Below are 12,310 nucleotides of genomic sequence, written 5' to 3'. Positions count from 1 at the left end.
CCGGCAAAGGAGGTACGCCATGGAAGAGCCCAAGGTCTCCCGCGAGGAGATCGACGCCTACGTGGAGCGCGTGTGGCCCGAGGTGCTCGAGGACATCGCCACCCTCGTGGCCATCGACTCGGTGGAGGACCTCTCCGCCGCCGCCCCCGGCGCCCCGTGGGGCCCCGGCCCGAAGGCCGGCCTCGACGCGGCGCTCAACATCGCCGAGCGCCTGGGTCTCGACGCCCACGACGTGGAGGGCTACATCGGCTACGCCGACCTTCCCGGCAGGAGCGAGAGGCAGGTGGCCACCATCGCCCACGTGGACATCGTGCCCGTGGGCACCGGCTGGGACACCGACCCGTTCACCCTCACGGTGAAGGACGGCTACCTGATGGGCCGCGGCACCCTCGACGACAAGGGACCGCTCGCCCTCACCCTCTGGGCCGCCCACTTCTTCAAGGAGCGCGGCGAGGAGCTGCCCTACACCCTGCGCTGCATCGTCGGCGCCAACGAGGAGACCGGCCTCGGCGACGTGGACTATTACAACGAGCACTTCGAGCAGCCGGCGTTCCTGTTCACCCCCGACGCCGAGTTCCCCGTGTGCTGCGGCGAGAAGGGCGGCTTCTCGGCCACCTTCACCTCCGGCCCCGTGGCCGGCGGCACCATCGTGGACTTCAAGGGCGGCACCGCCGGCAACGCCATCCCCGACCTCGCCGAGGTCACCGTGCGCGCCGACGCCGCCTCCCTGCCCGCGGCCGAGGGCATCGACGTCGAGGACGCCGGCGACGGCCTGGCCCGCCTCACGGCCCACGGCAAGGGCGGCCACGCCTCCCTGCCCGAGGGCACGGTGAACGCCATCGGCATGCTGGTGGACTACCTCTGGGACAACGACCTCCACTCCGAGGAGGAGCGCCCGTTCCTCGAGCTCGAGCGCCTCATCTTCGCCACCACCGACGGCAGCTCCCTGGGCATCGACGCCACCGACGACATCTTCGAGCCCCTCACCTGCATCGGCGGCACCATCGAGGTCGAGGACGGCCGCTTCAAGCAGACCGTCGACGCCCGCTTCCCCAAGTCCACCACGGCCGAGCACATCGAGGAGGTCCTCTCCAAGCTCGGCGAGGAGCACGGCTGCACCCTCACGGTGGACCTCGCCCTCGTTCCGTTCTACGTCGACCCCTCGAGCCCCGAGATCCAGACCCTCATCCAGACCTACAACGACCACACCGGCAAGGACAAGAAGCCCTTCACCATCGGCGGCGGCACCTACGCCCGCGACTTCAAGAACGCCGCGTCGTTCGGCCCCGAGGAAACCGACATGGTGAACCCCGACTGGGTGGGCGGCATGCACGGCCCCAACGAGGGCGTGTCCGAGCAGCTCCTTCGCGACTCGCTCTCCATCTACATCGACGCCATCGCGCGCCTCATGGAGCTCGACCTCTAGGGGTCGGGCCCGTCGCACCGGCGCCCCGCGAACGGGAGGGCGCCCCGGCCGCCGTGGCCGGGGCGCCCCTTTCCGTCCCTGTCGCAGCCGACGGAGGCGGGGTCAGGCGCCCGCCTCCATGGAGAGGGCCACGGTGAGCAGGCTCTCGTCTTTGGTGAGGACGCCTACGAGGGCCGTGAGGTCGCGGGCCACGGGGAAGATGCCGGCGTCCACGGCCGCCTTCGCGCCGTCCACGAGGACCTCGCCCACCCGGGCCACCGGGGCCAGGGGGATGCCGGCGCCCTCGAGCTCGTCGGCGACGGTGCCGGCGGGGGCCGGCTCGTACCCGCCCCGGGCCTGGAGGTCGCCGAGGGCCTTGGCGGCCGCCGGGGCGCACACGCCTCCCACGGCCAGGGCGTGGCGCAGGCTGGCGTCGGCCAGGCGCAGCTCGCCCTCCTGGCGGAGCGCGCCGCCCAGGCGCAGGTAGGCGGCACAGATGGAGTCGGGGTCGTGGGCGAGGGACAGGAGCTCCCGGACGGTGGCCTCGGCCATGGGGGCGTCGCCCAGGAGCTCGTAGCACCGGGCCGCCCTCAGGCGCGCGTTGACGTCCATGGGGTCGAGCTCCACGGCGCGCAGGGCGAACGCGAGGGCGCGGTCGGCGCGGCCCAGGCGCATGGAGAGGCTCGAGAGGGCGCCGTGGGCGTGGTAGTAGGGCGCCGGGACGAGGCGCACCTCCCGGCCGTCGGGGCCCGACAGCCGGTTGTGGAGCCCGCGCTCGGCGTAGGTGTTGAAGAAGCGCCACACGTGGCCGGCGCCGTCGCGGTAGGGCTCGGCGTCCTCCTCGGCCGCCAGGAGCCCCTCCAGCCCGCGGGCGCACCGCTCCACCTGCACGGGGTCGCCACCCTCGGGGGAAGCGAGGAGCGAGAAGGCGTCGGCCACGGCGCGGCCGAGGTCGCCGTCGGCCAGGAGGGCGTCGCGCACGGCCCCGGGGTCGCCGCCGTCCAGGGTGCCGTCGATGAGGGATCGCACGACGCGCTGGCCCGCGGCGCGGACCTCCCGGTCGCCGTCGTGGGCCGTGGCCTCGAGGACGGCCGCCACGGCGTGGGAGCAGGTGCCGTCGAGGGCGGCGCAGACGCGGTCCGCGGCCGCCTCCCGGCGCGCGGTCCCGCGGATGGCGAGGTCGGCCATGGCCGAGGCGCCGAGGGCCCGGGCCACCTCGGGCGCCAGGGAGTGCCGGGAGGTCTCGGGCTCGTCGCCCCTCCACGGGGGACAGAGGAGCGGGTCGGTCATGGAGAACCGCGGCGTCACGGGGTGGAGGCGCCCGTCGCGGGCGTCGACGGACGCGCCCAGGGCAGCGAGCTCGTCCTCGGGGCGCTCGCCGGGGCCCTCGAGGTCGAGGGCCGCCACGGCGGCGCGGGTGGCGCGCCAGGAGATGAGGCGGCGGCCGTCGCCGTCTGCGGCCTGCACCCACGCCTCACGGAGGTGGGGCGACGTGGAGAGCGCCATGACGGCGAGCACCATGGCCTCTCGGCACGAGAGCCTGGCGGCCCTGAGCTCGCGGCGCGCCCGTGTGGTGCGGCGGGTGCCGCCGTCCTCGCACCACTCGCGGGGTGCGACGACGTCCGGGTCCACGGTGCCGAAGGAGAGGGCCACCACGCCGGCCTCGAGGTTGAGTCTGAAGCGGCACTCGAGACGGTAGGGGAGGCGGAGCGACTGGATGCCTAGGGCCACGGCCCGGCGCACCTCCCACTCGCCGCGGCCGCCGTATCCGGCGGCGCCGGTGTCGATGCCGGCGGCCTCGCAGGTGACGGAACGCTCGATGGCATCGGAGAGCAGGTAGAGCTCGGAGACCGAGGTCCCGGGCCTGCGGCCGAGGCAGCGCTTGGCGTAGACGGCGCGGTTGAGGGCCGACTCCACGCGCCGCAGGGTCCGCACGCCCTCCCCGTCGAGGCCCGGCCCCTGGACGTCCAGGCGCACCTGGCCCGACCGGGCGTTCGGTCGGAGGCGTGCGGGGGCGTCGTCGGCGAGGCCGAGCAGGCCTGCGTCGTCGAGCTGCTCGGCCACGAACGAGGAGAGGGCGTCGGGGAGAGTGGGGGAGGTGCGGCGGGCATGCGCCACGCGGAGGGCGCCGAGCACGGACTTCAGGGACTCCACGGGGAAGGGGTCCCTCTCGAGTGCGGCCACAAGGCCGTCGAGGTCGATGGTCCCCTCGGCCGCGCCCCAGCCCGTCTCACGTGATGCCATGGATCCTCCCTGCGCTTTCGTACGCAGGGTACGTTCCCCTCTTTTTCTGTCCCGTATTTAAGGGACAGTGCAGCATTGGGATCCTTGCGTGTGCCGCCCCGGCCGCCCGGGTGGGACAAAAGTGTCCGGGTGTTGGGACGGGGGTCAGTCGCCGTGGGGCTGTTCCAGCGACTCCCGCAGCCCCAGGAGCACCTCGTCGCTGTCGAGGAGGGCCGCCGCCGTGGCGAGCTCGCGGGCCACGGGGAAGACGCCCGCCTCCACAGCGGCCCGGGCGGCCTCGCGGACGGCGGAGCGCACGGCCTCGGTGGGGGCGTCCGGGACGCCGCGGCTCGCGAGCACGCGCCCCTGCTCCCCCTCCGGCACCGGCGCGACGCCCTCCTGGGCCTCGAGGGCAGAGAGCTCGAGGGAGGCGATGAGGGCGCAGGGCGTGTTGAGGGCGATGGAGCGCCGGTAGCAGGCGTCGGCCAGCTCGAGGTCCCCCTCCTGCCACGAGAGGAACGCGAGCCGGTAGTAGGCGACGGCCGCCCCGGCGGGCTCGTAGGCGCGCTCGAGGAGGTCGCAGCAGGAGGAGATGGCCATGGGGATGTCGCCCATGGCCTCGTAGCGGGCCACGAGGGCGAGGTGCGCCGACGGGTCGAAGGGGTCGAGCTCCCGGGCGGCGAAGGCGTGGGCCATGGCGCCGTCGCCGTCGCCCGTGGCGGCCAGGAGCGACGACGCCAGCAGGTGCGCGGCCAGGCGTGAGGTGGGCACGAGGGGCGCCTGGGCGCCGTCGGCCCCCTCGAGCCGGTTGTAGAGGCTCCGCTCCACGTAGTTGGAGAAGCAGCGGGCGCCCTCCGGCACCCAGGCCTCGGTGCGGGCCAGGGCTTCCTGCACCTCGGAGAGGGCGGCCGCGCCGTCGCCGCCGTGGATGTGGGCCGCGGCCCGGGCCATGGCGTCGCGCACGGCGTCGACGCGGGTCACCCCCACGGCCAAGGCCATGGGGTCGCATTCGTCGACGGTGCCCTCGAGCAGCACGTCCACGAGACCGCGCACGGCCTCGCGCACCTCCGGGTCGTCGATGCCGTCGAGCGCGCCCATCAGGAACGAGACGCTGCTCTCGCACGACCCGCCCAGCCCCGCCGCGATCCCCTCGGCGAGGGCGTGGCGCCTCGTCGCCGCGTCGCGGGAGAGCCCCGCCAGGGTGGGGGACCCGAGCGCCCGCCGGGCCTGCTCGGGGAGCGGGCGGTCCGAGCCCTCGGGCTCCTCCGTGCGCCACCGGGGGCAGAGGGCCTCGTCGTCGAGGGAGAACCCGGGCGCCACGGGGTCGAGTCCGTCGCCGCTCCAGGAGACGGAGCCGCCGGCGAGCCGCACGGCCTCCACGGGGTCGCCCAGGGCCGTCGGGTCGAGGTCGGCCACGGACGCCCGCGTCATCTGGGCGGAGAGCACGCAGGAGGGGCCGCGGTCGACGCGGACCCACACGCGCCCCACGCCGTCGCAGCGGTCGAACACGTGGAACGCGAGGAGCAGCGCCTCCCGGCACGCGAGCTCGGCGGCCGCACGGCGCCGCATGGTGCCGGTGGTCTCCACCACGCGGCCGAGGCCCTCCACCCACATGTGCCGGGCCATGGCGTCGGCCGGCTGCGCGGCCAGGGAGAACCCCACGACCCCGGTCCCGGCGTTGACGCGCCACCGGGCGTCCAACCGGTAGGGGAGCTGGAACTCCTCGAGCCCCTCCGACACGGCGCGCCGCACGTCCCACTCCCCGGACGCGCCGGTGACGTCGCCGTCCCTGCGCCACGGCGCCTGGGCGGCCACGGAGGCCTCCACCGACGCGCTGAAGCGGTAGCAGGCGTCCGTGCCCCCGGCGGGGGAGCAGCCCAGCCGGCGGTCGCAGAAGAGCGCCCGGTTGAACGCGGTCTCGACGCGTCTCAGGCGGAGCGGGGCGGCGGGGTCCTCGGGCGGCTCGGCGAAGGAGAGGCGCAGGCACCCGGTGCGGGGCGCCACGCGGGCGCGCACGGGGGCGTCGCCCAGCGAGAAGACGTCGGCGTCCTCGAGCTCGGCCGCGAGGAAGGTCTCGAGGGCGCAGGGGAGGGGCGCCGTGCCGCCGCCGAAGACGCCGTCGGCCGCGCCTTGGCGCAGCCGCACGTCGCGGACGAGCCCGGCGAGCGCCACCACGGGCTCGGGGGTCCCGGCGAGGGCCGCGGCGAGGGCGTCCATGTCGATGGAGCCGGTCTCGGCGGCGGGGGCAGAGGCAGGGGCCGCGGGTGCGCGGGACGCGGCGGCGGGCGTGGCGGGCGTCTCCGCGGCAGGGCCGGCGGGCAGCAGGGCGCGGCGGGCGAAGGCCCTGCCCGCCCCCACGCCGCAGGCGAGGCCGCCGAGGCAGCCGAGCAGCGCCGCGAGGGCGCCCCAGGCGGGGTCCTGCAGCGACGCGAGGACGGCGCCGCAACCGAGCAGGGCGGCCCCGGCCCAGCCGAGGGCGGCGTCGCCCATGGAGTCGATGCGTCGGCGAAGGTCCATGGAGCCCTCCCTCCCGGTGCCGGCGGGCCTCCCCGCCGGTCCACCCACAGTATATGCGCCGCCCGCCGACCCGGGGGCGCCGGCCGCCGGAGCCGGCGGCGGGGGCTTGCCCGCGGGGACCCGTGAGGTATACTGCTGATGAACATATGAGCAAGTGCTCATGAATTACGGAGAGGCCGCCCGTGACGGCGGCGGAGGGAGGGGCCCATGGGCACCGACGGACCGTCCACCGAGAGGACCGACGCGTTCCTCGCCGACGAGGACGCCATCTACGGGGCGACGCAGATCTTCGACGCCCTGTCCGACTACACGCGCTTCCAGATCCTCGGGGCGCTCATGACGGCCGAGCGCTCGGTCTCCGAGCTCCAGGAGATCTGCCCGGTGTCGCAGTCGGCCATCTCGCACCAGCTGCGCCTCCTGCGCGACCGCGGGCTCGTGGCCCAGCGCCGCGAGGGGCAGCGCTCGATCTACTCCCTGGCCGACGGCCACGTGGCCACGCTCATCCGCGTGGGCCTCGAGCACGCGGGGGAGGAGCTCTCATGAGCGGGCACGACCGCCACGACCACGACCACTGCGGCTGCGACGCCCACGGCCACGACGCCCACGGCCACGACGGCCACTGCGGCTGCGGCTGCGACGACCACGCCCACGGCGACGCCGCCCCGGCCCACGGGCTCTCCGGCGCCCCGGACCTCACGTTCAGGGTGGCCGACCTCGACTGCCCCAACTGCGCCCGCGCCGTCGAGGAGGCCGTGAGGGGCCTGCCCGAGGTCGCCGACGCGAGTCTCACCTATGCCACGGCCACCCTCTCTGTGGTCTCCGCGGCCGGGACCGAGCCCGCCGCCGTGGAGCGCGCGGTCCTGGACGCCGTGCGCTCGTGCGGGGAGGACCTCGAGCTCACCGACGAGCAGCTCGAGCGCCTCGACGCCCGCCGCGGGTGGTTCGCCGGGCACCGCGCCGCCGTGCTCCTCGGCGCCTCCGCCGCCCTCATCGTCGCCGGCGTCGTGGCCGAGGCCACCGTCGGCGGCCTCGCCACGGCCTGGCTCTACACCGCGGCCGCCCTGGCCGGCCTCGCGTTCATCCTCCCGCTCGCCGCCGCGTCCCTCGGGCGCCGGAAGGCCGACATGAACGTGCTCATGTCCATCGCCGTCGTGGGCGCCCTGGTCATGGGCCTCGTGGAGGCCCTCGGCGGCCACCTGGAGGTGGACACCTTCCGCGACGCCGCCATCGTCATCTTCCTCGACCAGGTGGGCGAGTGGCTCGAGGGCTGGTCCATGCGCCGCAGCCGCGGCTCGGTGGAGGGCCTCATGGAGCTCGCCCCCGAGACCGCCCACGTGGTGCGCGCCGACGGCTCCGTCGCCGACGAGCCCCTGGCCGACGTCGAGGTGGGCTGGGAGGTGCGCGTGCTCCCCGGCGAGCGCGTGCCCCTCGACGGCACGCTGGTGGCCGGTGACTCCAGCTTCGACGAGGCGCCCGTCACCGGCGAGTCCGTGCCCCAGGACAAGGGGGCGGGCGCCCAGGTGTACGGCGGCTCGCTCAACACGGTGGCGCCGGTCACCGTGCGCGTCACGAGCCGCGCCGACAGCGGCACCCTGGCCCGCATCGTCTCCATGGTGCAGGGGGCCCAGGCGCAGAAGGCGCCCTACGAGGCCTTCGTCGACCGCTTCGCCGCCGTCTACACCCCGGCCGTGGTGGCCGTGGCGGCGGCCGTGGGCATCGGCGTGCCGCTCTGCCTCACCCTCGTGGGGGCCCTCGGCCTCGGGGCGGCGCCCGACTGGGGCGCCTGGGTCTGGCGCGCCCTCACGCTGCTCGTCATCGCCTGCCCCTGCGCCCTCGTGATCTCCACGCCGGTCTCGTTCGTCTCGGCCATCTCCCGTGCGGCCCGCATGGGCGTGCTCGTGAAGGGCGGGGCGTACTTCGACATCGGCTCCAAGGTGGACGCCGTGGCATTCGACAAGACCGGCACCCTCACCGCCGGCACGCCCGAGGTGGTCTCGGTCACGCCCCTCGGCGGTCTCTCCCGCGAGCGCGTGCTCGCCCTGGCCGCCGCCCTGGAGCGCGAGTCCACCCACCCCCTGGCCGCTGCCGTCCGCGCGGCTGCCGAGGGGTCCGGCACCCCCGCCCTCGCTGCCGAGGACGTCCGCGAGACGGCGGGCAACGGCATGACCGGCACCGTGGACGGCGCCGCCGTGCTCGTGGGCAAGCCGGACTTCGCCCGCACCGCGGCGGGGCTCGACGGGGACGCCGGGCGGGCCGTGGACGACGCCGCCGCATCGGGGGCCACGGCCCTCGTGGTCGTGGTGGACGGCCGCGTCGCCGGCGTGGTGGCCGTGGCCGACTCCGTGCGCGCCACCACCCCCGAGGCCGTCTCCCGGCTCCACGCCATGGGCATCCGCGACACCGTGATGCTCACGGGCGACAACGCCCGGGTGGCCGCCGTGGTGGCGGGGCGCGTGGGCGTCGCGGAGGTGGCGGCCGAGCTGCTCCCCGACGACAAGGTGGCCCGCGTGGAGGCGCTCCGCTCCCAGGGCCGGACGGTGGCCATGGTGGGCGACGGCATCAACGACGCTCCGGCCCTCGCCGCTGCCGACCTCGGCGTCACCATGGGAGCCGCCGCCAGCGACACCGCCCTCGAGGTGGCCGACGTCGCGCTTCTCTCCGGCGACCTCGAGCGCCTGCCGTCGTTCTTCTTCCTGTCCCGCCGCTGCATGGCGGTGGTGCGCGAGAACATCGTCTTCGCCATCGCCGTCAAGGTCGCGGTGCTGGTGCTCGCGGTGCTCGGCGTGGCTGGCATGGGCGCGGCCATCTTCGCCGACACGGGTGTGGCCCTCATCGTCGTCCTCAACGGCATGCGCCTCATGACCCCCTGGGAGACGCGCTTCTAAAGGCGCCGTCCCGCGCGCGGGGCGTTTCCTCCGGCACCGGCACCCGGCGGCGGGTGCCGGTGCTAGGCTGGTTGCCGTGTCTGCAGCCGTCAGGAAAGAGCCGCCGTGCCAGAGCCTGCGCAAGGGAACCGGAACCTCTCCACCTATCTCGACGTGTCGGGTCCGCACCACATGCGGGTGCCCTGGCATGAGTCCCTCAACGAGCCGGACCTCCCCGCCGTGGACGCGCCGCTGGCCGACAAGGTCTCGGTCATCATGCGCACCGGCCAGCTGGCCCTCTCGGCCGGCGACTCCGCCTGGCGGGTCCGCGACTTCATGAACCGCGTGGCCCACGTCCTCGGCGTCACGGTGCATGCGGACATCTCGCTCGTCAACATCGAGGCCACCTGCATCGAGGGCTCCCGGTCCATCACCGAGGTGGTGGCCAACCCCACGGCCGGCGTCAACACCGAGCGCGTCATGCTCCTCGAGCACTACCTCCACGAGGTCGAGGCCCTGGGCCGGGAGATCTCGGTGGGCGCCTTCCACGACCTGCTTGACGTCGTGGAGTCCAAGGGCCAGCGCTACCGCCCGTGGCAGAGCGGCCTCGCCTCGGGCCTCGCCTGCGGGTCCTTCGTCTTCCTCCTGGGCGGCGGCCCCATAGAGATGGTCGGCGCCGCCCTCGGCGCCGGGTTCGGGCAGTTCGCCCGCCGCGCGGTGGCGGGTCGCCGCATCAACCAGTTCGTGGCCGTGGCCTGCGGCGTGGCCGTGGCCTGTGTGGCCTACCTCCTCTCCCTCATGGCCATGTCGCCCTGGGTGCCGGACGCCATGAGCCATGAGGCGGGCTACATCGGCGCCATGCTCTTCGTCATCCCGGGCTTCCCCCTCATCACGAGCGGGTTCGACCTCTTCCAGTCGGAGATGCGAAGCGGCATCGAGCGGCTGGCCTACGCCCTCAGCGTCATCCTCACCGGCACCGCCGTGGGCTGGCTCGTGGCCACGGGCGTGCAGCTCTACCCCGACGACTTCGCGCCTTTGGGCCTCGGCCCCGTGCCGCTCACCGCGCTCCGGGCGCTCTTCTCGTTCGTGGGCGTCTACGGCTTCTCGGTGATGTTCAACTCCACGCCGCGGATGTGCGCCGCCGCGGCGTCCATCGGGGCTGTGGCCAACACGCTGCGCCTGTCGCTGACGGGGTTCTGCTCCGTGCCCCCCGAGGCCGCGGCCCTGGCCGGCGCCTTCGTGGCGGGGCTCCTCGCCGCCGCGTGCAAGGCGCGCACCTCCATCCCGCGCACCGCCGTCACCGTGCCCTCCATCGTGATCATGGTGCCCGGCCTCTACATGTACCGGGCCGTCTACTACATGGGCACGTTCCAACCCACCGATGCCGTCGACTGGCTCATCAGGGCCTCCATGATCGTGGTGTTCCTGCCCATCGGCCTCATCGCCGCCCGGGTCATCACCGACCCGCGGTGGAGGAGGGTCTCGTGACCGCGCCGACCGCGCCCGCGGTGCGGCCCATGGGCGAGGACGACCCCCGCCAGCGGCTGTTCCGGCTCTTCGGCGACGACGCCATGGCCCGGCTGGCCGGCGCCCGCGTGGCCGTGGTGGGCATCGGCGGCGTGGGCTCCGCCTGCGCCGAGGCCCTGGCCCGCGGCGCCGTGGGCAACCTGGCCTTCGTGGACGGCGACACCGTGACGCCGTCCAACATCAACCGGCAGGCCGTGGCGTTCCTCGACACGGTGGGTCTGCCCAAGGTGGATGTCATGGCGGCCATTGCCTCGCAGGTGAACCCCGCGGCCCGGGTGGACACGTTCCGCAGGTTCGTGCTGTCCGACGAGGTGGCGGGCCTCCTGGACGAGATGGGCCCCGTGGACTACCTCTGCGACGCCGTGGACTCCATCGCCGTGAAGCTGGCCCTGGCCGGGCTCGCCCAGGAGCGCGGCATCCCGCTGGTGAGCGCCATGGGCGGCGCCAACAAGGTGCACCCCGAGCGCATCAGGGTCGCGAGCATCTGGGACACCGTCAACGACCCCATCTGCCGCGTGGTGCGCAAGGAGTGCCGCAAGCGCGGCATCCGCGACCTCACGGTGGTGTTCTCGGACGAGCACGCCGTGCCGGTGGCCATGGAGCCGGGCACGGGCCGCGCCGAGCGCACCAACCTGGGCACCGCGTCGTTCATGCCGCCGGCCATGGGACTGGCCATGGCCGGCAAGGTGATCCGCGACCTCACCGGCGTGGGGGAGTGACAGCCGTGGGTGCCGACGCGGCGGGCGCCTGCCTGGCGCCGTTCGACATGCACCTGCACGGCGACTGGTTCTCGGACCCGCGGGCCTGCTCGGCGTCGTTCGCCGCCGCCGGCGGCGGGGCGCTGGGGTGCACCGTGGAGCCGGCGGGCTACGAGGGGCTGGCGGCCGCGCTGGCGGACGCGGGCCGTGCGCCGGCCAAGGGGGCCGCGCGGGTGGGCGGCGGCCCCGGGATGGTCCCGGCCCTCGGGCTGCACCCGTGGTACCTGGGGGAGGGTGCCGAGGCCGGGCGGCGCGTGGAGCGGTTCTGCGAGCTCGCCGGCGGCTGCCGCCTCGTCGGCGAGGTGGGTCTGGACCGCGGGCGGGCCCACCGGCAGGCGTTCGACGCCCAGGTCGCGGCCTTCCGGCGCATGTGCGACGCCGTGGCGCCCGGGTCGGTGCTCTCCATCCACAGCGTGGGTGCGGCGGGGGAGGTGCTCGACATCCTCGGGGAGAGCGGCCGTCTGGCCGACTGCGCCTGCGTGTTCCACTGGTTCTCCGGCACGTCTGAGGAGCTTGCCCGCGCCCGGGGCGCCGGTTGCCTCTTCTCCGTGGGCCCGTCCATGCTGCGGTCCCGGCGCGGCCGCGAGTACGCCCGCCAGATACCGGTGGGCCGCCTGCTGTTGGAGACGGACCTCCCCGAGCGCCCGGGCACCCCCTGGGACGCCGGGGCGGGGCTCTCGGCCCTGGACGGGGCCCTGGTCACCGTCGCCGCCCTCAAGGGGATGGAGCCGGAGGCCCTCGCCGACGCCGTCCGCCGCGCCTCCCGGGAGCTCCTCTCCCGCTGATCCCATAGGTCGCCGACGTCGGCCGTCGAGCCCCCCCTCGCCGCCGTGGGTCCCTTCTTCACACCTGAACGCGGTTGGGGGCGACCTCGAAGGCCGACCCGGCCTCTGATGCGCCCCCAACCGCGTTCAGGGAGGCGATTTCCGCCCACAGCTGCGTTCAGGTGGGGGCGGGGGCGCCCTCAACCGCGTTCAGGTGGGGAGAGGGGGTGGAGAGGGGGCTCGAGGAGGAGG

General features: G+C 74.9%; 8 protein-coding genes. 6 read left to right on the top strand and 2 right to left on the bottom strand.

Annotated elements, in window-relative coordinates; all coding sequences use genetic code 11:
- The first annotated feature begins 19 nt into the window (after window positions 1-19).
- On the top strand, window positions 20-1,426 hold the full coding sequence (locus tag NFR49_RS03900; RefSeq protein ID WP_251158345.1) for a Sapep family Mn(2+)-dependent dipeptidase: 1,407 nt from the start codon (window positions 20-22) through the stop codon (window positions 1,424-1,426).
- Window positions 1,427-1,528: 102 nt separating this feature from the next.
- On the opposite strand, the gene NFR49_RS03895 is transcribed toward NFR49_RS03900, so the two are convergent.
- Complete coding sequence (locus tag NFR49_RS03895; protein WP_251158344.1) at window positions 1,529-3,649, bottom strand: tetratricopeptide repeat protein; 2,121 nt, start codon at window positions 3,647-3,649, stop codon at window positions 1,529-1,531.
- Between the two features lie 144 nt (window positions 3,650-3,793).
- A complete protein-coding gene (locus NFR49_RS03890) occupies window positions 3,794-6,145 on the bottom strand; it encodes a tetratricopeptide repeat protein (RefSeq protein ID WP_251158343.1) in 2,352 nt (783 codons plus the stop codon).
- 207 nt (window positions 6,146-6,352) lie between these two features.
- Here NFR49_RS03890 and NFR49_RS03885 point away from each other — a divergent pair, with 207 nt between their 5' ends.
- The 5 genes from NFR49_RS03885 to NFR49_RS03860 all read left to right on the top strand — a co-directional run bounded on the left by NFR49_RS03885 (window position 6,353) and on the right by NFR49_RS03860 (window position 12,079).
- Window positions 6,353-6,688 carry an ArsR/SmtB family transcription factor gene (locus NFR49_RS03885; protein WP_251158342.1) on the top strand — a complete coding sequence of 112 codons (336 nt, stop codon included), beginning with the start codon at window positions 6,353-6,355 and terminating at the stop codon, window positions 6,686-6,688.
- A complete protein-coding gene (locus NFR49_RS03880) occupies window positions 6,685-9,030 on the top strand; it encodes a heavy metal translocating P-type ATPase (protein WP_275557130.1) in 2,346 nt (781 codons plus the stop codon). The genes NFR49_RS03885 and NFR49_RS03880 overlap by 4 nt, the downstream gene beginning before the upstream one ends.
- 105 nt (window positions 9,031-9,135) lie before the next feature.
- Window positions 9,136-10,497 carry a threonine/serine exporter family protein gene (locus tag NFR49_RS03875; RefSeq protein ID WP_251158341.1) on the top strand — a complete coding sequence of 454 codons (1,362 nt, stop codon included), beginning with the start codon at window positions 9,136-9,138 and terminating at the stop codon, window positions 10,495-10,497.
- Window positions 10,494-11,255, top strand: a complete 762-nt coding sequence (locus NFR49_RS03870; protein ID WP_251158340.1) for a tRNA threonylcarbamoyladenosine dehydratase — start codon at window positions 10,494-10,496, stop codon at window positions 11,253-11,255. The genes NFR49_RS03875 and NFR49_RS03870 overlap by 4 nt, the downstream gene beginning before the upstream one ends.
- Before the next feature lie 5 nt (window positions 11,256-11,260).
- The gene (locus NFR49_RS03860) at window positions 11,261-12,079 is read left to right on the top strand and encodes a TatD family hydrolase (RefSeq protein ID WP_275557129.1); all 819 of its coding nucleotides are present in this window, start codon (window positions 11,261-11,263) and stop codon (window positions 12,077-12,079) included.
- Window positions 12,080-12,310: the final 231 nt, after the last annotated feature.

This window comes from Caniella muris (genome assembly GCF_943193035.1).
Classification (GTDB): domain Bacteria; phylum Actinomycetota; class Coriobacteriia; order Coriobacteriales; family Atopobiaceae; genus Granulimonas; species Granulimonas faecalis.
Note: the sequence above shows the minus strand (reverse complement) of the source record. Positions and strands in the feature narration are given on the sequence as shown.